The sequence below is a fragment of the Filobacillus milosensis genome (genome assembly GCF_004402015.1).
Taxonomy (GTDB): Bacteria; Bacillota; Bacilli; order Bacillales; family Alkalibacillaceae; genus Filobacillus; species Filobacillus milosensis.
Map to the genome: position 1 here is coordinate 1 of NZ_SOPW01000022.1, position 20,831 is coordinate 20,831.

23 protein-coding genes, 1 pseudogene and 1 riboswitch are annotated in these 20,831 nt (G+C 35.7%); of the genes and pseudogenes, 15 read left to right on the top strand and 9 right to left on the bottom strand.

Features of this window, described 5'->3' with window-relative positions; all coding sequences use genetic code 11:
* Positions 1-189: 189 nt before the first annotated feature.
* Both E3U55_RS15250 and E3U55_RS15255 read right to left on the bottom strand, forming a co-directional pair.
* A complete protein-coding gene (locus E3U55_RS15250) occupies positions 190-1,125 on the bottom strand; it encodes an NADP-dependent oxidoreductase (RefSeq protein WP_134341353.1) in 936 nt (311 codons plus the stop codon).
* A gap of 226 nt (positions 1,126-1,351) precedes the next feature.
* On the bottom strand, positions 1,352-2,155 hold the full coding sequence (locus E3U55_RS15255) for a VLRF1 family aeRF1-type release factor (protein ID WP_134341354.1): 804 nt from the start codon (positions 2,153-2,155) through the stop codon (positions 1,352-1,354).
* 135 nt (positions 2,156-2,290) lie between these two features.
* Positions 2,291-2,438: riboswitch (FMN riboswitch) on the top strand.
* Between the two features lie 36 nt (positions 2,439-2,474).
* On the opposite strand from E3U55_RS15255, the gene ribD reads away from it, so the two are divergent.
* The 5 genes from ribD to E3U55_RS15280 all read left to right on the top strand — a co-directional run bounded on the left by ribD (position 2,475) and on the right by E3U55_RS15280 (position 6,218).
* On the top strand, positions 2,475-3,575 hold the full coding sequence (ribD, locus tag E3U55_RS15260; RefSeq protein ID WP_134341355.1) for a bifunctional diaminohydroxyphosphoribosylaminopyrimidine deaminase/5-amino-6-(5-phosphoribosylamino)uracil reductase RibD: 1,101 nt from the start codon (positions 2,475-2,477) through the stop codon (positions 3,573-3,575).
* Positions 3,576-3,577: 2 nt separating this feature from the next.
* Positions 3,578-4,231: a riboflavin synthase gene (ribE, locus tag E3U55_RS15265; RefSeq protein ID WP_134341356.1), complete on the top strand. Its 654-nt coding sequence runs from the start codon at positions 3,578-3,580 to the stop codon at positions 4,229-4,231.
* Between the two features lie 41 nt (positions 4,232-4,272).
* A complete protein-coding gene (locus E3U55_RS15270) occupies positions 4,273-5,460 on the top strand; it encodes a bifunctional 3,4-dihydroxy-2-butanone-4-phosphate synthase/GTP cyclohydrolase II (protein ID WP_134341357.1) in 1,188 nt (395 codons plus the stop codon).
* A 16-nt stretch (positions 5,461-5,476) separates the two neighbouring features.
* Positions 5,477-5,944, top strand: coding sequence for a 6,7-dimethyl-8-ribityllumazine synthase (gene ribH / locus E3U55_RS15275; protein ID WP_134341358.1), 468 nt, complete (start codon positions 5,477-5,479; stop codon positions 5,942-5,944).
* An 88-nt stretch (positions 5,945-6,032) separates the two neighbouring features.
* Positions 6,033-6,218 (top strand): hypothetical protein, encoded by a 186-nt coding sequence (locus E3U55_RS15280; RefSeq protein WP_134341359.1) that lies wholly within the window; start codon positions 6,033-6,035, stop codon positions 6,216-6,218.
* Between the two features lie 58 nt (positions 6,219-6,276).
* Here E3U55_RS15280 and E3U55_RS15285 read toward each other — a convergent pair whose 3' ends face one another.
* Positions 6,277-6,579: a hypothetical protein gene (locus E3U55_RS15285; protein ID WP_134341360.1), complete on the bottom strand. Its 303-nt coding sequence runs from the start codon at positions 6,577-6,579 to the stop codon at positions 6,277-6,279.
* Positions 6,580-6,725: 146 nt separating this feature from the next.
* Here E3U55_RS15285 and E3U55_RS15290 point away from each other — a divergent pair, with 146 nt between their 5' ends.
* The 5 genes and pseudogenes from E3U55_RS15290 to E3U55_RS15310 all read left to right on the top strand — a co-directional run bounded on the left by E3U55_RS15290 (position 6,726) and on the right by E3U55_RS15310 (position 9,766).
* Positions 6,726-7,307 (top strand): superoxide dismutase family protein, encoded by a 582-nt coding sequence (locus E3U55_RS15290; RefSeq protein WP_194840946.1) that lies wholly within the window; start codon positions 6,726-6,728, stop codon positions 7,305-7,307.
* A 148-nt stretch (positions 7,308-7,455) separates the two neighbouring features.
* Positions 7,456-8,051, top strand: a pseudogene (locus tag E3U55_RS15295) (YdcF family protein).
* A gap of 50 nt (positions 8,052-8,101) precedes the next feature.
* Positions 8,102-9,115, top strand: a complete 1,014-nt coding sequence (locus E3U55_RS15300) for a S66 family peptidase (protein WP_134341362.1) — start codon at positions 8,102-8,104, stop codon at positions 9,113-9,115.
* 84 nt (positions 9,116-9,199) lie between these two features.
* On the top strand, positions 9,200-9,463 hold the full coding sequence (locus tag E3U55_RS15305; RefSeq protein WP_134341363.1) for a hypothetical protein: 264 nt from the start codon (positions 9,200-9,202) through the stop codon (positions 9,461-9,463).
* Between the two features lie 3 nt (positions 9,464-9,466).
* A complete protein-coding gene (locus E3U55_RS15310) occupies positions 9,467-9,766 on the top strand; it encodes a hypothetical protein (RefSeq protein ID WP_134341364.1) in 300 nt (99 codons plus the stop codon).
* 111 nt (positions 9,767-9,877) lie between these two features.
* Here the strand turns inward: E3U55_RS15310 and E3U55_RS15315 are convergent, their stop codons facing one another.
* Entirely contained in the window at positions 9,878-11,047 is a 1,170-nt protein-coding gene (locus E3U55_RS15315) for a MalY/PatB family protein (RefSeq protein ID WP_228547589.1), read from the bottom strand.
* Between the two features lie 300 nt (positions 11,048-11,347).
* On the opposite strand from E3U55_RS15315, the gene E3U55_RS15320 reads away from it, so the two are divergent.
* The 4 genes from E3U55_RS15320 (at position 11,348) to E3U55_RS15335 (ending at position 16,506) form a co-directional block, all read left to right on the top strand.
* The gene (locus E3U55_RS15320) at positions 11,348-14,116 is read left to right on the top strand and encodes a hypothetical protein (protein ID WP_134341366.1); all 2,769 of its coding nucleotides are present in this window, start codon (positions 11,348-11,350) and stop codon (positions 14,114-14,116) included.
* Between the two features lie 35 nt (positions 14,117-14,151).
* Positions 14,152-14,769, top strand: coding sequence for an SCO7613 C-terminal domain-containing membrane protein (locus E3U55_RS15325; protein ID WP_134341367.1), 618 nt, complete (start codon positions 14,152-14,154; stop codon positions 14,767-14,769).
* A gap of 76 nt (positions 14,770-14,845) precedes the next feature.
* Entirely contained in the window at positions 14,846-15,232 is a 387-nt protein-coding gene (gene yugI, locus E3U55_RS15330) for a S1 domain-containing post-transcriptional regulator GSP13 (protein ID WP_134341368.1), read from the top strand.
* A gap of 110 nt (positions 15,233-15,342) precedes the next feature.
* Positions 15,343-16,506: an iron-containing alcohol dehydrogenase gene (locus E3U55_RS15335; RefSeq protein WP_134341369.1), complete on the top strand. Its 1,164-nt coding sequence runs from the start codon at positions 15,343-15,345 to the stop codon at positions 16,504-16,506.
* Between the two features lie 272 nt (positions 16,507-16,778).
* Here the strand turns inward: E3U55_RS15335 and E3U55_RS15340 are convergent, their stop codons facing one another.
* On the bottom strand, positions 16,779-17,288 hold the full coding sequence (locus tag E3U55_RS15340; protein ID WP_134341370.1) for a hypothetical protein: 510 nt from the start codon (positions 17,286-17,288) through the stop codon (positions 16,779-16,781).
* 140 nt (positions 17,289-17,428) lie between these two features.
* Here E3U55_RS15340 and E3U55_RS15345 point away from each other — a divergent pair, with 140 nt between their 5' ends.
* Positions 17,429-17,836 (top strand): YugN family protein, encoded by a 408-nt coding sequence (locus E3U55_RS15345; RefSeq protein ID WP_134341371.1) that lies wholly within the window; start codon positions 17,429-17,431, stop codon positions 17,834-17,836.
* Here E3U55_RS15345 and E3U55_RS15350 read toward each other — a convergent pair.
* From E3U55_RS15350 to E3U55_RS15365, 4 genes are all read right to left on the bottom strand, one after another.
* On the bottom strand, positions 17,828-18,868 hold the full coding sequence (locus tag E3U55_RS15350) for a potassium channel family protein (protein WP_134341372.1): 1,041 nt from the start codon (positions 18,866-18,868) through the stop codon (positions 17,828-17,830). The genes E3U55_RS15345 and E3U55_RS15350 overlap by 9 nt on opposite strands.
* A gap of 65 nt (positions 18,869-18,933) precedes the next feature.
* A complete protein-coding gene (locus tag E3U55_RS15355; RefSeq protein ID WP_134341373.1) occupies positions 18,934-19,281 on the bottom strand; it encodes a TraR/DksA C4-type zinc finger protein in 348 nt (115 codons plus the stop codon).
* A gap of 9 nt (positions 19,282-19,290) precedes the next feature.
* Positions 19,291-19,677 carry a hotdog fold thioesterase gene (locus tag E3U55_RS15360; protein WP_134341374.1) on the bottom strand — a complete coding sequence of 129 codons (387 nt, stop codon included), beginning with the start codon at positions 19,675-19,677 and terminating at the stop codon, positions 19,291-19,293.
* A 48-nt stretch (positions 19,678-19,725) separates the two neighbouring features.
* The gene (locus E3U55_RS15365; RefSeq protein ID WP_194840948.1) at positions 19,726-20,703 is read right to left on the bottom strand and encodes a 1,4-dihydroxy-2-naphthoate polyprenyltransferase; all 978 of its coding nucleotides are present in this window, start codon (positions 20,701-20,703) and stop codon (positions 19,726-19,728) included.
* Positions 20,704-20,831 lie beyond the last annotated feature (128 nt).

The window sequence follows — 20,831 nt, forward strand, 5'->3', positions numbered from 1 at the left end:
ATACACGCATCTCCTTTTTTGTACTTGTTTATTGGTCTAAACAAAGTTTAACAAAATTAGGAGATTGCGTGTTTTTTATTTGTCAGAAAATTATCTGTACCCCAACATATATTTTAGAGCCAAAAAACGAAACACCGACCGTGATTTTTTATAATCACGATTAGCGTTTCGCTCATTTAAAGAATTTATTTATTCTATATTTATAACAATTTTTCCTTTAGCATGATGGGTTTCACTTAAGGCATGTGCTTCTCTAATCCCTTGTTCACTTAACGGGAAGCGGTGCCCAATAATAACTTTAAGTTTACCGACTTCCATTTGTTTAGCGATTTGTTGAAGCTGCTCACCTTTTGGTTCTAACCAAACAAAAAACGCGTTGACGGCATGTTCTTTAGCTTTTTCTTCTTCAGGTGGTGCTGCAACTGATGCGAGTTCTCCACCTGACTTTAATACTTGATAGCTTTTCTCTTGAATTTCCCCACCAAGTGTATCTAGTACAAAATCATAGTTTGAAATCTCTTCTTCAAAATTTTGTTTTGTATAATCAATAACTTCATCTGCTCCAAGACTCTTAACCAAGTCTACGTTTTTTGTGCTACAAGTTGTTGCCACATAAGCACCAGCGTTTTTCGCTAATTGGATCGCAAATGATCCGACTCCACCAGATCCTGCGTGGATGAGAACTTTGTGTCCTTCTTTAACGCTTCCATGTTCAAACATACATTGCCATGCGGTTAATGCAGTTAGTGGAACTGAAGCGGCTTCCTCAAAGCTGATGTTTTCAGGGATTTTTGCTAATAGATGCGAATCAACAGCTGTAAATTCAGCATAAGTTCCACGATTCGTTAGTTCCGGACGAGCAAAAACTTTATCCCCAACTTTGTAATCCTTCACATTTTCTCCGACTTCATCAATAACGCCTGCTGCATCCCAACCGAGGATGATTGGGAAATCAAAAGGCACCATTTCTTTTAGATAGCCTTCACGTAGTTTCCAGTCAATTGGGTTGATAGAGGTCGCATGTAATTTAACAATGACTTGTCCCTTATCGGGAGTTGGTTTTTCCACTTCTTTTTCTGTTAAGACATCTTGACCACCATATTGATCTATAACAATTGCTTTCATGTTGTCACCTACTTTTCAAAGTTTGCATTTTAGTATTAATTTTTGAGGAAAAGAATATTCGAAATAGATTGTATTAGATACAGTTCAAAAGATAAAATATAATGCTTATTAATATTAATTTGGAAAATAAAATTATTAAGACAACCCAAAATGACACCAATCATTATTATTAAAGATCGGTGCCATTTTAATTGCCTTTACTGGTTATGTCCCATTCTCTAGCTATTTAAACGACTTTATCTAATACTTTCATTTCTTCTTCAGCTAACAGGTTCTTGTTAATTTTTTCATCAACATCTTTATTCATATGCTCATCTAAATCGTTTACTTCATCTGATTCACCGACAAGATAGATACGTTCCCAATCATTATCTTTGGCTACTTTATCTAGTTTCGGAGCAATGCTTTTGTACCAACGATAACGATTAGCCTCAAAACGTTCATTAAATTCATCCTTTTTAGACGTTTTGCCACCACCAGTACCTAAGTTAGAGTCGGCTTTATGTGTACCTTGGTGCATTCTCCAATCTTCTGTATCTAAATCTAACTCGTAAACATTCGTATCATTCACAGTGCCTAGCTCAGCATCAATATACTTAATTTGGTTTTTCTGAGTTAGAATAATGCCAGTCTTAGGGAAGCTTTCCTGAAGTTCTTTTAGTTGACCTAGTACAGGTTCTTCTTCCCAATAAAATTCTGTTTTGACAGGCATTTGCAAGATGTCCGCATACCAAACATCTTCATCTGCTGTCGCGAAAATGATGACACTTTTCTTCAGGCTTGTTTCGTTTTCATCTATAAAACTTTCAACTTTTTCTTTTACAGCCCAATAATTTCGTTTTTCATCTGAATCGCCATCTTCTTGTAAGTATGACTCGAAGTTATTTAAACCGTTTTTTAGTTGAAGTCTCCATTTACCACCTTGTTGATCAGGATCAGCAGGGTCTGTATTTAAATACATTGTAAATACTCGGTTTGGTTTTTCTACACGATAATGTTCAAGTTTATTTAATAATGGTTTTAAATCCAATGAAATCCTCTCCTTTATGTGGATTTACTATTTTCATTCCCACAACAAAATCATCTTAAACAAGCTTCTCTAATTCGTGCAGAAACCTTGACAGATTGACGTATAAAGATAGATAATTTAATAAGATTGTAGAGGAAAATCCTTCGGGGCAGGGTGAAAATCCCGACCGGCGGTGATGAATAGGAATCTATTCTTAGTCCGTGACCCGTGAGGCAATTGCCGAGCGGTGGATCCAGTGTGACTCTGGAGCCGACAGTTAAAGTCTGGATGGGAGAAGGATCAGATCGCTAGCCGAATACCTGAATGAGGAGGTTAACGATTGAGAGACAAACAATTTTATATGCATCATGCCTTAGAATTAGCCCGCTTAACGATAGGGCAAACTAGGCCTAATCCATCAGTGGGTGCTGTTGTCGTTAAAGATGGCAGGGTAGTTGGAACTGGTACACATATGACAGCCGGAGAACCACATGCAGAAGTATTTGCTTTGCAACAGGCAGGTGAGCAGGCTAGAGGTGCAGAAATCTATGTAACCTTAGAGCCGTGTGCCCATTATGGAAAAACACCGCCTTGTTCTAAAGCGATTATTGACTATGGAATCAAAAAGGTCTATGTTGCAACACTTGACCCCAATCCTAAGGTAGCTGGAAAAGGTGTCGAGTGGATTCGAAGTGAAGGCATTGATGTAGAAGTTGGTGTTTTAGAAGAAGAAGCACAAGAAATTAACAAAATGTTTTTTTATTATATGAAAACTCGTAAACCTTATATCACACTTAAAACCGCTGTTTCTCTGGATGGGAAAATGACGGCTAACAGCGGAGATAGTAAATGGATTACGAGCGATCAATCACGTTTAGATGTTCATCTGAATCGTCATCGTCATGATGCAATTTTAGTAGGAAGTGAGACGGTTTTACGAGATGATCCTCTATTAACCACCCGTTTGCCCCACGGAGGTATAAACCCTACACGTATCGTCCTCGATACACATTTATCTATTCCATTAGAAGCAAAACTTTTATCGAATCCTGATGCTAAAACAATAGTAGTTTGCGGTAAACATGCAGATACTACAAAAGAAGAAGCTATTAATCAGATTAATCATGTTCAAGTATGGCGTTTAGAGAGTGAACGAGTTGAATTAGCTGCACTTTTAGAAAGAATGGCAGAGGAACAACTCATGAGCTTATATGTTGAAGGAGGATCAACAATTCATTCAGCCTTCATTCAACATCAACTATTCAATGAAATTCACCTTTACATGGCACCAAAATTAATTGGAGGTGCGATGAGCAAAGCTTTTTATAATCAGTTTGGTTTTGAAGAAGTGAAGGATTCTATTCACGTAGAGTTTGATTCGATTGAACAAATTGGAAAAGATATAAAAATTATCGCAAAGCCTCAAGTAGAGGAGGGTTAGGTTTGTTTACAGGGATTATTGAAGAAGTTGGCACCATTAAACAAATGAAGCAAGGTGCTGAATCATTAGAGTTAACGATTGAAGTAAAAAAAATTACAGATGATATGCAATTAGGGGACAGCATCTCAGTTAACGGTGTATGCCTTACCGTTACAGATTTTACAGATACGACCTTTGATACAGATATTATGCCTGAAACGTTTCATCATACAGCGTTAAAAACTTTATCTAAAGGTTCTAAAGTGAATTTAGAGCGTGCCATGCATGCCAATGGCCGATTTGGTGGTCACTTTGTTTCTGGTCACGTGGATGGACTAGGTAATATTGTAAAGCGTGAAACGGTGGATAATGCCGAGTATTTTCATATTGAAGTATCTGAAGAACTTTCAAAATATATGATGATGAAAGGCTCGGTTAGTGTGGATGGTACTTCCTTAACGATATTTGGTTTAGAAAACAACCAATTTACGATTTCGTTAATACCGCATACACAAGATGCGACGATTCTAACAAGTAAGTATGCTGGGGATGAAGTCAATATTGAGTGTGATATGTTATTAAAATATGTCCATCAATTAATCAAGTCTGATTCAGATGGGGAAGGCGACGGCCTATCACTCGATCAAATTAGACGCGCAGGATTTATGGGGCAATAATAGAGGAGAACGTTTATACGTTTGATAGGGAGGAAACAGATATGTTTGATTCTGTACATGAAGCAATAGAAGATTTAAAACAGGGGAAGGTTGTCATTGTGGTCGACGATGAGAACCGTGAAAATGAAGGAGATTTTGTTGCTTTAGCTGAGAAAACGACACCTGAAGTTGTGAATTTCATGGTTAGTGAAGGACGCGGCTTATTATGCGCGCCGATTACACATGAAAAAGCCGAGCAATTACAACTAAACTTAATGGCAGATGTGAATACCGATAGTCATGGAACAGCATTTACCGTAAGTATTGATCATGTTGAGACGACTACTGGGATTAGCGCAGGGGAACGCTCTAGATCTATTATGCGTTTAGCTGAAGATGATGTGATTCCAACTGAATTTAAGCGACCTGGACATATTTTTCCTTTAATCGCAAAAGAAGGTGGCGTGTTACGTCGTGCCGGCCATACTGAAGCAGCAGTTGACTTAGCTCGATTAGCTGGCGGTAAACCAGCCGGAGCGATTTGTGAAATCATGAATGAAGACGGAACAATGGCTCGAGTTCCAGAGCTTCGTAAACTAGCTGACGAACACGGATTAAAATTAATTACTATTGAAGAATTGATTAAATATCGCCGTAAACATGAAAAATTAGTTAATAGAGAAGTTGAAATTAATCTACCAACATCTTATGGTGATTTCCGAACAATTGCTTACACTAACCAAATTGACGGTAGAGAACATATTGCATTAGTAAAAGGTACAATTTCACCAGAAGAACCGACACTTGTAAGAGTACACAGTGAATGCTTAACTGGAGATGTATTTGGGTCACACCGTTGTGACTGTGGGCCACAATTAGAATCTGCTTTACAACAAATTGAAGAAGCAGGAAAAGGTGTACTTCTCTATATGCGTCAAGAAGGTAGGGGAATTGGCCTATTAAATAAACTCAAAGCTTATAAGCTTCAAGAAGAAGGTTACGATACAGTTGAAGCTAATGAAAAGTTAGGGTACGCAGCTGATTTACGAGATTATGGTATTGGAGCTCAGATCCTTGAAGATTTGGGAGTTCGTAAAATGAAATTATTGACGAACAATCCTCGTAAAATCAAAGGTTTGCATGGTTATGACCTTGAGTTAGTCGATCGTGTGCCATTAAAAATGGACCCAAATAAAGATAATGAAAAATATTTAAATACAAAACGTGATAAATTAGGACACTTATTCTAAGTTGGAGGGGAACATAATGAAAACATTTGAAGGAAATTTAGTTGGTTCGGGACTTAAAGTAGGGATCGTAGCAGGACGTTTTAACGCATTCATTACAGAAAAGCTAGTTGAAGGTGCAACAGACGGATTTAGACGTCACGGTGTTGACGTAGATGAAATTGATATAGCATGGGTACCTGGTGCCTATGAAATTCCATTAGCGGCTAAAAAAATGGCAATGACAGATGAATATGATGCGATTGTGACATTAGGTGCAGTCATTAGAGGCTCGACGCCACACTTTGATTATGTGTGTGGTGAAGCGGCTAAGGGCGTTTCATCAGTAGGACTTGATACAGGGGTACCGGTTATTTTTGGCGTGCTAACAACTAACACTATTGAGCAAGCGATTGAACGAGCAGGAACAAAAGCAGGTAACAAAGGTTATGAAGCGGCTGTTGGTGCGATTGAAATGGCAAACCTTCTTAAAGACATGGAACAATAATTTTCAAAAAGCTGAAACATTCTTTTAAGCTATTGTCTTTACACCTTTGTTATAATAAAACCAGCATGATAGAAATAGGTGATTAGCTATGATGGAATTTTTATATTTTCCAGAAGATAAAACAGAATATTTACCAGCCATCATTACGCTGGTTCTATTTATGACAATTGCTGTATTGTCGATGCGCTTAATTCTAAGGAAATCTAAGCGTGAACAAGAGCAGTTTGAAGCAAAGTATCCTGAGGGAAAACGAGAATATAATAAATCTAATTAACCCATATTAAAACGTCCTGATTTTTGATGAATTAGGACGTTTATTTTTGCTTTAAGTATTATAGTGTAATCATCATGATGACAAAGCTAGATAAAAACACTAAAAGGCTTGCAACGAACATAGGTTTGATTGAAGTGATTACTTTTTCTACTGGAGATACCTTTGCATCCCCATAAATAATGGTGCTCTGTTTTTGATTAAAATTGGATAGGCCATCTCCACTAAAAGATATAAAAGCGACTACACACCCAATTCCAAACGCTAAATAAGAAATTGGAACTTCAGAGAAATAATGTATTGCATAAATGATGGCATATAAAATAGCAATTCTAACAACTATGCCTATTAAGTATTTCTTCATAATATCTCCCCCTAAAATGTAATACGAAAAAACCTCATCAAATGTTTCAAAAAATTTTGGATATAACATACCATGCAAATATTTTTTACTACCTATATGTTTATTTCTTAATATATTTTACCAAACTAGTGAATGAGGTGATGATGTTGCGTTATATCGGAGTATTATTAGGTCTTTTACTTATATTAACCGCATGTTCTGCGGATACAGAGACTATTTATGAAGCGGATATAAAAAATAAGGATTTAGATATTATTGGAAAAGCTAAATTCCAAACAGATCCAGGCGGCGTTAAACTAACCGTCAATTTGGAAGGGCTGTCTCCAGGCTTTCATGGTATTCACCTACATGAGTTTCCAAAATGCGAACCACCTACCTTTGAATCGGCAGGTAACCATTGGAGTAATCAAGGGGATAAGAAACACGGTTTGATGAATCCTGATGGGCATCATATTGGAGATATGACAAATTTAAAAGTCGATGGTGATGGCACTGCTACCTTTGAATATGTGATTGAAGATGCAACATTACAAGATGGAAAAGGATCTATTTTTAAAGACGAAGGAAAAGCATTAATCATACATTCAGGACAAGACGATGGAGTTAGTCAACCTGCGGGCAACTCGGGAGAACGTATTGCATGTGCAGAAATCATTAAAGGTAAACAACGCTCGGATGGTCAAAATCCAGGGGATCAGGTAGAAAAAGAAGCAGAAGAGAAAGAGTAATGTGTTAAGGTGATAAACGTGAATTCATAATCGAGTTCACGTTTTTTATATGTTTAAGGATAAATTTCATAAAAGTTGAATAGAAAATTATGTTAAAATTCAAATAGATAAATAATGATACTTACCAGCTATAAAGGGTTGATTTAAATTGACCAAAAGATTGGCAATCAGATTAGTCATTGCAATCATCGTTATTCTCCTTATTTTAATAACCTATTCAGCTTATAGCATTTGGTCTTTTAGTGACAAGAATCAATTAGTTAAAACTGATGTGGCTATAGTACTTGGTGCTGCTTTTGGGATGATGAACCATCTCCTGTTTTTCGCGAGAGAATTAATCACTCAATCTGGCTTTATGAGAATGATTATGTAGAAAAAATTATTTTTACGGGTGGTAAAGCCAATGGAGATAGGTTTGCTGAGTCTGACGTTGCAAGGGATTATGCTATTAAAAACAATGTTAATGCAGAAGATATATTAATTGAAACTAATTCAAAAGTAACAGAGGAAAACCTAACATACGCTTATGAAATGGCAGTTAAGAATAATTTCAACACATTCACAATTGTAAGTGACCCATTACATATGAAAAGAGCAATGTTAATGGCAGAAAACTTAGGGATGGAGGCCTATTCTTCACCTACAACAAGTTCTGCTTATAAAACATTGAATAGTAAAGTCCCATTTTTCCTGAGAGAGTTGTTTTTCTATATTGGTTATATTTTCACTTTGCCATTTAGATAGTACAAAAAGAGGAAATCTACACAAATCTATTAATTAAGGGGAAGATATACATGATCAAATATCCGAGCTTAGAAAAAAATTCAACAATAGGTGTAACTGCTCCTTCCTCTGGAGTGCCTGGTGAATTGCATAAGTTGTTACATACTGCCTCAGATAGTCTGAAAGAGAAGGGATATAATATCACCTTTGGCGATACAGTTTGGTCTCAAAATAAAGCAAAATCTGCTTCTGCTAAAAAACGTGCAGAGGAATTTAACCAAATGATGTTGGATGAGAACATTGATCTGATTATTCCGCCATGGGGTGGAGAGCTACTTATTGAAGCCATTGAACACATTGATTTTGACAATTTAAATAGTAAGTGGGTATTAGGTTATTCCGATGTTAGTTTGCTATTGTTAGCTATAACATTGAAAACAGGTATAGCCACAGCACACGGTACCAACTTAGTAGATTTGAGAGGCGAGTATTCTGATCAGACGACAGCAAAGTGGGAAAATGTACTATCAGCCAAGCATGGTGAATCAATTGTTCAACACTCTTCTGAGAAATACCAAAAGGAGTGGGACCATGACAATCCGACACCTCATATCTTCAATTTGACAGAACAAACCTACTGGAAATCAATTGATGGGAATAATGTTAAGATTCATGGTCGTTTACTAGGAGGGTGTATTGATGTGATAAGACATCTAATCGGCACACCATATGGAGAAGTGAACAATTTCAAAGAGAAACACATTAACGGCGAATCAGTTGTATGGTTTCTTGAAAACTGTGAGTTATCAACGACTGACTTGCGCAGGTCTCTTATACAAATGAAGTTGGCTGGTTGGTTTGAGAATTGTGCTGGCATAATGTTTGGTCGAAGCCCAGCTAATACACCTGTTGGAAATTATATGGTTGAAGATGTGTATAAAGAGCTTTCTGAAGAGCTTCAAATACCTATTATTTATGATATTGATTGCGGGCATGTCCCACCACAAATCACTTTTATTAACGGAGCATACGCTGACATTGAATTAACAAATGGAAAGGGAACAGTTCGACAAACGTTTAAGTAAATTTTTATGTTTTCCTTTATTTATTTTCGGTCTATTTCTCAATTATGGTAATATTTAGATGATATTTTTTAAGGGGTTTTTCTAATGAAAAAGGTTATTTCTTTTCTAATGTTAGGGCTCATTTTTTTTATAACTGCTGCCTGTGGGGGTACGCCTCAAGAAGAAGAAATTAAAGAATTCGTAAAAGAATATAAAACAAAACAATATAAAGTTGAAGACCCTCACTTATTAGAAGGTAAAACTGCGATTGAAGCAGTTGAAGAAATTAATTCACTCGCAGATAGAATCAAGCCGTATGTTTCAAAAGAAGTCATTGACGATTTTGTTTCAAATCGCTGGTTGATGTAAAAAGTGGAGGTAGCTCAAGCTGTTGATAAAAAGGTGAAGTTGAAAGACGTGACGTTGGAAAAGGTAGAAGAAAATGAAGATGGCTCCATCGATTATGACTACATGTTGGAAATCAATTATTATGATGAAGAATCCGAAGAAATTATTGAAAAAGCTGGAGAGCTGACGATTACCAATGATGATGGGTGGCAAATCATCCGTGATTGGGAGAAAATCACTAAATTTGAGAAAGAAGCGATGCGCAAGTATTTGGAGGAGCAGTCCAAAGGTAATGGTTCAAAAAATGATGAAACAGATGAGTAAACCTAAGTATGCTATGGTGTGATTAAACCTCTTTTACACAAATAATGAATTGATCATAAAAAACACGTGAATTCTGAATTCACGTGTTAATTTTTGCATAAATTATATGATTTAAGATTCAAAAGCCTTTATAATCCGGTCAATACCCTCTTCGATAATGGACGGTGGTGATGCAATGTTAATTCGCATAAACTGTTCACCTTGGTCCCCAAATGATTTACCATCATTTAAACCGACTTTAGCTTCATCGTTTAATTTTCTTTTGATTTCTTCATGTTTTAATCCAGTTTTAGAAAAATCTAACCAAACTAAATAAGTTCCCTCTGTATCAACTGATGAAATATTGCTTTGACTTTGTTCAAGTTTATCATTAACTAATTGTTTATTTTCTTCAAGTTGTTCAATTAATTCATCTAACCACTCTTCACCGTGATTATATACAACCTCAAGTGCCGTAAAGGCAAATGTGTTTAAGGTCATCGCTCCTTGACGCATTAATTGTTCGTCAACTTTTTTCTTAAAATCTCTGTTTGGAGAAATTACGTACGAAGCCTGTAAACCAGCGATATTAAAAGTTTTTGAAGGTGCCATTAAGGTAAACGTGAGTTGGTGGATGTCTTTATTTAAATGAGCTATTGGATAATGTTTATAAGAGCTGAAAATCACATCAGCATGAATTTCATCGCTGAATAAATAGACATCGTATTGAACGCATAATTTAGCTAATTGCTCGAGCTCCTCTTTAGTCCATACACGACCAACAGGATTATGAGGACTGCAAAGGATAAAGGCTTTTGCTCCTTGCTTGAACAATTGTTCTAAGTGATCAAAATTAATCTCATAGTGTCCATCATTATTGATTAACGGATTTTCAACCAGTTGTCGATTGTGTGCTTTAACAACTGAGAAGAATGGTGGATATACAGGTGGTTGAATCACAATTTGATCATTTTCTTCAGTGAAAATTTGTACTAGAGCGTGTAAGCTTGGAATCACACCGGGACTAAATGTGATTAAGTCTGTATTGACGTCGTAATCATGACGTTTTTTAAGCCAGTTTTTAACGGCATTTAGAATATCATCATCATATGTGGTGTAGCCGTAAACATTATGTTTGGCACGTTCAATTAAAGCATCTTGCAGTTCAGGTACTGATGCAAAATCCATATCTGCTACCCATAATGGTAAAACATCTGAACGTCCAAAAAGTTTTTCTCTGTACTCGAATTTAGCCGATCTTGTATTTTCTCGATTAATAACTTCCTTAAAATCATTTCTCAAAATCATCACCTCTAAAAATTAGTTTATCTAATTGAAATCAATAAGGCTAATAATTGATTTTATCCCAAAAAAAAAAGCAAAGTGCTTTTTACACTTTGCCAAAGGGGGAATACGAGAAAGTATTACATTAATAGTAATAACCTGATTTTAATTTAATTAAACATAAATTATAAAATTTTTTGCAAAAATCGAGAAAATTTTTGTTGGCATAAATGGTCTCTTTTTAACTTAGTTAAAAATAACAAAAATTACAAAGGCATATTATGTTAAAATTTACGTACTAAGGGAGGGAGTACAAGGGTGGAACAAGAGAATAGAAAGAAGATTTTTAGTGAAGAGTTAAACAAGTTACGCGCGAAAGATTACATAAATTACGAGAGTTACGAAAGCATAAAAAGTCGTTACCTACAAATGTGCGCAGATGAAGAAGCGGAAAAACGAATGAATGATGAACAAGAACAAAAAATTGTTCAAACTCCAGAAGAGCCAAATGAGCCTAAAGAAAAAACTGAGACGCCTCAGCCTGTTAAGAAAGTAAAAAAGAAGAAAAAGTTATCACCTCAACAAGTAAGAGATCGAAATGTAACATGGGTCTTGATTATTGGGGTACTTCTTTTACTTACTGGTGGAATGGTATTAGCTACAAGTAACTGGTCAACTATGTCCGCGATGATGAAAACATCATTAGTAGCTGGTGTTTCAGGCTTATTCTTTTTAATTAGCTGGCTTAGTGGACACAAGTTACAAATTAAGCAAACGGCTTTTGCCTTCTTAGTTCTTGGTAGTTTATTTTTACCGATTGTGGTATTAGCAGCTGGTTTCTTTGGACTATTAGGGGAATGGCTCTCATTATATGGAGAAGGTCAATATTTACTGGGGCTTATAGGCTCAATTATTTGTTTACCTTTATACATATTCCATGCTCGTAGACAACACTCAAGATTATTTGTGTGGTTCTCTTATTTAACGTTGAGTCTTGGCATCGGTTTTTTAATTGCTAGTTTTCATCCGCCTATTGATGTCTTTTATTTTGGTGTCGTTTTATATAATGCTTGCTTAATTGCTGTTTATTATTATTTAAAACAACAAAAGCAGTGGCCACTGTTCTTAAATGAGATGCCAATATTTGCGCAAGGTAATTTAATTTTATCCACAATATTATTGCTATTTATTTTTGACAGCCCTGCCTTAAATGGATTCAATGTTCTATTAACAGCTGGTGTTTATTTTGCGATGTTATTTGTATTAAATCGCAAAGAGTACAACTTTGTATTCACACTTCTTTTCGTTTACGGAATTTATCAATTGATTGAACACACAGACTTAGGTCCGGCTGGTTTAATCGTATACGCATTAGTTGGTTTTGTATTCTTTACTTTACAAGAGTTTCAACAGGATACGTATTTGAAGAAAGCATTCCAGTTAACGAATGCGTTTGTCACTTTTTGTGCTTTTATTTTTATAAGTTTTAAAGGAACACAATTAATGTTTGATTCTGATTCCTGGATTTTATTTGTTGCTTATCTATTAATTGCTATAAACTATTTAGCCTTAACTCATATCTCAACATATAAATTCTTTAGAGTATTAGCTACATTTTTTATTGTAGTAGCTGGCATGCAACCTATGACTTGGATGTATGATGATTTATCGTTTAATACGATAGGGTTTCATGTGTTTATATTAGGAACCTTACTATTCTTTGGTGGTTTTTATTTTAATGAATGGAAGTTTACGAAAAAAATTAAAAACACATCCTTGGTGTTTGGGTATGGTTTAATTACTATTTCTTTACTTGTTTTCTACCTAATCAACCATTGGATTGAGCTGTCTATATTATTGTTACTGACAAGTATCATTTTATTATTGTCCAAACGCGTTATGAAAGCTAAAGGTAATCGGGATTTATTAGTTTTAGCAGCTCCAATTTTATGGTTTTTAGCTGGAGCCGCTCTATATCCTGAACTTGTACAAATGTTCGAGGGTTATGAATCACAGTTTGGTCGACCATTCCATTTATCTATTGTTGGACTTGTTTTAATTGGAGTTTCTGTGATGTTAAGCAAATTAAAGCAAAGTCAATTAGGGAATTTTACTTTTTGGTATGGTGTAGGCTCTTATGCAATCGCTGCATTACTCCTTATCATTCAGCCTGTTCATGATGGTATTAGGACTTTGATTTTATTAGTAGCTATAGGCATAGCCTATGTTGCAGTTCAGCGCCTTAAGGATAAGAGTACTTGGGTTATTGTGAGTCTATTAACGTTAGCAACATATATTTCGACGGTTGATATGCTGGTTCAACCATCTAATGAATGGTTCCATATTTTACTGGTGTCAGGCGCGGCTTTGTTAATCGTTATTTCCAGATTAATACCTAAAAAGTTACACGTCTTACAAGAGAGTTATTTTTATTTAGCTCACGTTTATTTACCATTATCGATTATCGTTTTAGATCACTTTAGTTTTAATTTTGAATTGTATGTTATTGCCTTAGTCGTTTATGTGTATAGCATTTGGACGAGAAACCAAATCATAGAAAAATACTATTACCTATATGCAAGTTTTATTTCAGTATTTTTCATCGTTTATTCCCTGATAAGAGAATTTTATTTTAATCTGGAAGCTGGCCCATACGCTCTATGGCTGACATCGCTCATTGTGTTTGGTCTTTGGTTCATTACCTACCATAATTGGAAGGCACGAATTAAGTGGTTCTTTATTCCATTATCATTACTGAGTGTTTTTGCAATTACCCAATCATGGGAAATGTCGGTTCAACATATTTTTGTTGGGGCGACTTCATTAATTGTTTTATCACTGTTTGTTATGTATCGATCACATTGGCACATGTTATCATTCTTGCCATTATTAGCATTATTTGATGTTGTAGAAAAACTACAATTAGACGGGCAAACGTTAGTATTCGTATTAAGTGGTATCGGTGTTTTATCAGCTCTAGTGGGTTATTTCTTATATGAAAAACTTTACGACCCAGATAAGAAGGTCACCATCACTTATAAGGTAGACTGGTATTCGATGGTTGCTCTTGTGTTTATTTTAGTTTAGGTATTTCTTATGATTCGCCTTTATGGTTAAAAGAATTGCCTGCCTTGCTAATTGTTGTGGTGTTATTTGTCCAAGTGAAACGCATCCCTGATGAACTGCCACAAAAGATTGTACAAACCATTTTCGTATTAAGCTTTTTATATCCTTATTACATCTTATTAGATGCTTTTCCAAATACTAATTTCACCAAGTATATTCAAGTTGAACTGGAGTTAATCCCTTGGGTGTTATTAAGTTATTACTTAGGACAGAAGACTTGGAGAACAAACCAAAACGTGATGAATCTTATTCAATCAGCTATATTAGTTATAGTTGCTGCAGCAATTGTTTTTGATGCGTTGATGAGCAATACCATTTATGATGCACTGATTGTCGGTGGATTGTCATTAATAGCGATCCTGATTGGTTTTATTCAAAAAATAAAATCATTCTTCTTAGTAGGTGTCAGTGTGCTTCTCTTAAATGTCATGATTCAATCAAGACCATTTTGGGGTAATCTGCCATGGTGGGCGTACTTGCTTATTGCCGGTTCTACACTGATTGCTGTCGCAAGCTTTTATGAGTGGCAGAAGCAAAAAGTTGATCGTGATGGAGATACATTCCTTCAAAAACAAAAGACAAAATGGATAAAAATATGGAAGAATTGGAATTAATGCTTTTTGATAAGATATAGAATATATGATACAATACGAAATTGTGCGAGAGAAATAGTGTCGGGAGTTGTATATTATGTCGAAAATCATCGAAGAAGGACAAGTTGTTGAAGGGAAAGTAACAGGCATCCAGCCTTATGGCGCGTTTGTTGCTATTGATGAAGATGTTCAAGGACTTGTTCACATTTCAGAAGTTACTCACGGTTATGTGAAAGATATTAATGAACACCTTAACGTGGGGGATGAAGTTAAAGTAAAGGTTTTAAATGTTGAAGAAGATAATGGAAAATACTCGTTATCTATTCGTGCTACTGAAGATAAACCAAACACGAAAAAGAAACAACAAAAACAACCAGTTGCTGCTTCAAGCCAAAATGATAGCGGTGGATTTAATGTCTTAAAGGATAAGCTTGAAGAATGGATCGAGCAATCAAAAGATCGTGAACAAACTTATCGTAACTAAAATTAAAATGTCTTGTGGGAATTAATTTTCCTTCAAGACATTTTTTTTGATTAAAAAAATTTTTTTCTTCATAATAAAACGTAGATGAATGAAAGAAAGGGGCAGGATATATGGAAAACTTCATTTATTACAATCCAACTAAATTAGTATTTGGACGTGGACAACTAGAAAATCTTGATAATCTAATGCCTGAGGGTGTTAAACGAGTATTAATCACATACGGTGGAGGCAGCGTTAAACGTAACGGAATCTTCGCTAATGTTCAAAAGAAATTAAACGACTTAGGTTACGAAGTATTAGAATTTGGGGGAATTGAACCGAATCCAAGACTTTCAACGGTTAATAAAGGGGCTCAGTTCTGTAAGGATAATGAAATTGACTTCCTATTAGCTGTTGGGGGCGGAAGCGTAATTGATTGTACCAAAACTATTGCCGCTGCTTCTAAGTATGATGGTGATGCTTGGGATCTAGTCACAAAGAAAGTTCAACCTGAAGATGCACTTCCATTAGGTACAGTGTTAACGTTAGCTGCAACTGGATCTGAAATGAACGCAGGAGCAGTTATTACAAATTGGGAAACGAATGAAAAATATGGATGGGGTTCGCCACATTTATATCCACAGTTTTCAATTTTAAATCCTGTTCATACTTATTCTGTTCCAATGGACCAAACAGTCTATGGTATTGTTGATATGATGAGTCATATTTTTGAACAATATTTCCATCAGCCAACGAATTCACCTGTACAGGATCGTATGTGTGAAGGTGTATTAAGGACGATTATTGAAACAGCTCCTAAGCTAATCAATAATTTAGATTCTTACGAGTACCGTGAAACAATTATGTACGCTGGAACCATAGCCTTAAACGGTATGTTACAAATGGGATACAGAGGTGACTGGGCGTCACATAATATTGAGCATGCTGTCTCTGCGGTCTATGATATTCCGCACGCAGGAGGATTAGCTATTATCTTCCCGAACTGGATGAAGCATAACCTTGATGTTCAGCCTGAGCGTTTCAAACAAATGGCTACTCGAGTATTTGGTGTTAATCCAGAAGGTAAAACAGATCGTGAAGTAGGGTTAGAAGGGATTGAACGTTTAAGTCAATTCTGGACAGCTCTTGGTGCGCCATCGCGATTAGCTGATTACGATATTGATGATTCAAAACTTGATCTAATGGTCGATCGCGCAATGAAGAATGGACCATTTGGTAACTTTAACAAATTACAAGATAACGATGTTAAGCAGATTCTAACGATGTCGCTTTAAATGATGTAAGATTTTAACCAGTTATGATTAATTCATGACTGGTTTTTTTATTGGGATGAGCGTATTTCTTATAGAATACGGAAAAAATTCTCGTAGTTACGAAGAAATTTCTTGTAGGGGACGACAAAGTTCTCATAGGGACGGGGGGAGTTCTTGTAGCTCATAAAAAAGTTCTTATTAGGGCCTGGAAAACTCCCCTAGACCCTGAGATTACGACGACATAAATAAAATGGCTGTCCCTTTAGCATAGGGACAGCCTGAATTTTTAAAATTTATGTAGCGCCGCCTGCCGAAGAATTCCTGCGTCGCTTCTGAATCGCATTTACCCCCATAACGACTGCAACCCACTCATATGTAGATATTTTGTCAGTGTAGTCGGTTAGTTGAAAGGCTGCGGATTCAAAAAAGTTATTAACTTTTTTAAAATCACATACAAGATCTCCATTTTGATTCATGATTGTATATTCTTTTGAAAAGGCTTCTGACTCAATTTTGTAGACCTCACCGTCTTTAGAAGTATATTCATACACTTTAGTAAAAAATGAAAAACGTGAACGAAGTATTCCTATATTGGATTCTTCAGCATCATCAATATTCCACTTTCCTGAAATGAAAGGAAAGTAACCTTTTAGTTTACGGGTTCCATCGACATCACCGATTTCTACACCAGATGAAAAGGCACTTTTCAAATCAAGATAACCGATCTTTTCTTGCTCTTCATTAAAAATATCTGTTTGGCCTGCTGAAAAAAAATTATCGTTGAAATAAATGGATTCACTCATAAGACGCCTCCTTAACTATTTAGACGAATAATATGTAAGGAGGTTTCAAAAAATGTTAAATTTTTCATTTGATCGTTTCAATATAAGTCTAAATACATTTTTATGTTTATCACCGTACATACTAGAAGTGAGGTGATAACATGAAACAACTAGAATCAGGAATTGATAACCAGATTTTCAACTACAATGATTTAGAAAATATATTAAAACGATTAGACTTTGTTATAGGTGGTAACTGGGAGTATGATCATGCCTTTTTCGATTATCAAATTGAAAAAGATGATGAACAATATGTGTTCTTGCGTATTCCAGTCAATACCGAAATCGGTAACTTGGATGAGCCTGATGCCCAGGTGAAAATTGGTAAGCCCTTTGTTTTAGCTCATCGTTATGAATCGGGAATAGACCATCAATCATCTATTGGAAATCTTTCAGGAAGTTTTAACCAATTTCAGTCCCCTGAAGAACCCGATGCAGAAGTGGACTCGGAATTTGTAACAGAAGCTGAACAAGTCTTACAAAAAGTTGAGCGCGCTTTGTTACACTAATTTTTCAGAAAAGATGATGCGATCCCCTTCCACTAATTCTTTATTCGGTTCGGGGTTCATGATTATATCTTCTTCTCTAATTAGCCCGAGAAGAAGTAGACCTTCTTTTTTCATTTTATAGGTCAGCTCAATAACAGTATGTCCTTTCCATTGCTCTGCTACATTATGGACAATAAATTCTTGGTCGGATAATAATGCCATCACATACTCAAATGTCTGAATTTGCTGGTGACTTGTTAGCTCATGGAAAAACAGTGTGCTGGTTGATTGGTTAGTACAAATCGCTTCCGTAGCACCAGCTCTTTCAGCATTTAGCTTTTGAGAGCTCGTTAATATTTCAACTAAAATTGGAATTTGATGATTTAAACCTCTGGCAGTTATGGTAATTAATATCGAATAAGTATCCGAGTCTCGTTCATACTTATGTTGATCAGAAGTGATAATTATTTTTCTAGCATGTTCAATATTTCCTTTTTCCCATGTTTCATCTAAGGTTGGGTCTCCATTTATAAAATGAACATATGATAAATTTATTGGATCTTTTTCAATACTCTCATCAATAAGAACAATTGCTGCATCTTCACTAAACTGTTTATGAAGTAATTGTATTAATTGCCTAGAACGTTCGTTCCATCCTACTATAATGAAATGATCTTTCCCCTTGAAAGGAACTTTGCCTAGTTCATATGACTTTTCCCGTGAAACGGTACTTCTTGAAAAAGCAACCATATAAAAAGTTAACACTCCTCCACCTAATAAAATTAATAAGATTGCTACAAATCTCCCTAATGTTGTTTGAGGTACATAATCCCCATAACCAATTGTTGAGCCAGTTATAAATGCCCACCAAATCCCATCAAATACCGTTTTAAATTCATCTGGTTCAATGAAACGCATGATCGCACCGAATAAGGACATGAATAAAATGACAGTAAATAATAGTCGTACAAATTGGGGGATTTGAAAATATAATCTCTTGACTCGATATAACATGTGATTCCCTCCAGACGCTACGTTGTTTATTTTACCCATAGTTAAAATTTCCTAAACTCAAATAAAAAAGCCAACTCATTTGAATGAGTTGACTTAGATATACATTACGCGTCGATTCTATACCTTGCTGTTGGCATGGCTTTAAGACGTTCATCAGGAATAGGCTTACCGGTTTTTTCGCAAATACCGAATGTCCCTTTTTCCATTTTTTCTAACGCATGGTCAATCTCGCTGATTTGTTCTTCAGCTCGTCGGTGGAAAGTTAAATCTTTTTCACGTTCATACATTTCCGTGCCGGTATCGCCTGGATGTTGTTGGTCTTCAGAGTTGAGTTCTCCAATACTACCTTCTAAGAATGAACTTTTATTATCAAATGATTCAATCTGTTCTTGAGCACGGTTTCGTTCTTCGAGAAGTTGTTCTTTTAATTGTTGTTGTAACTTTTCATCCATGATTTCACCTCATTTTTTTCGTTCAACGACACCTAATGTGCACCTTGAAATGGAAATGAGCTGTTCACTTTCATCAACAATTTTGATTTCCCAAACCATTGTCGTACGCCCTATATGAATCGGATTTGCTATAGCTTGGACGTAGCCTTCACGTTTACTTTTTACATGATTAGCATTAATCTCGACACCAAACACACTGTAGTGCTCTGGGTCAATATTTAAAAATCCTGCTAAGCTGGCGGCAGACTCTGCTAAAGCAACTGACGCGCCACCATGTAAGTATCCTAATGGCTGGTGAACAGTAGGCGTCACTGGCATTTTTAATATAACTTGATCCTTTTCAGCTTTTACTGTTTCAATACTAAGTGTTTCAAAAAGCGTGTTTTCCAACTGCATTTCCTTCTCTCCTTTTATCATGTATATGGATGAAAATTTTATACTCGATTACAACACGGATTGTATGGCATACAGGTGATTTAATAAAAACGCAATGCCGAATAAAAAGCCAAACATTGTATTGGTTTGAGCTGTGTACTTCATAGCCGGCATCATCTCTAATGGGGTATGGTTGGCTTTAAACACACGAACGGCATTGTAAGCCTTCTTGATGCTTAAAAATGTTAATAAACCCCAAATTGGCATAATGCCCATAATGATAAATAGTACGGTTAAGGCATACGCTGCAATGAAAAATCCTGCTAAAACGCGTATCGCATTATTACGTCCGACTAGTATGGCTAATGTTTTTCTACCATTGATTTGATCGCCTTCTAAATCGCGAATATTGTTTGCTAATAAGATTGCTCCAATTAATATTGCAATTGGAATGGATAATAATATTGAATCTAACGTAATGGCATTTGTTTGAATGTAAAAACTGATGCCAATAATTACTGTACCCATGAAGAATCCAGCAAATAATTCACCAAACGGAGAATATGCAATTGGATAAGGACCACCAGTATATAAATACCCGAATAACATGGACACTAATCCAATCACCGCAATCCAGAACGTCGTTTCAAGACAAATATAAAATCCAAGTATGATTGCAATACCATAGAAAATAAATGCTAAATTCCGTACAGTCTGAGGGGAAATCCCATCTCTTACGATGGTCCCGCCAATCCCTACTGAATCTTCGGTATCTAAACCTTTTACAAAATCATAATACTCATTGAACATATTGGTTGCTGCTTGTATTAATATTGATGCAATTAACATGGCAAAAAATAAACCGTAATGAACGGAAGTGTTGATGCTGGCAATAACAGTTCCGACAAATACGGGTATAAAAGAGGCAGTTAATGTATGTGGCCTGAGCATACGCCACCATATTTGAAAGCCTGATTTTTCCCCAAGGGCATCTTTGGTTGACTGGTTGTTTGACACTTTGGTCACCCTTTCTATCTCTAAAAACATACTAATCTAAATATAGTTTAGATAAACGGTTTATGCATGTCAATAAGTGGCACTTGGCATTTATCTTGTCGTATAAGGAAAAAAGTCATACAATAATGAAAGAGTGTTTTTAGGAAATAAAGTTATTG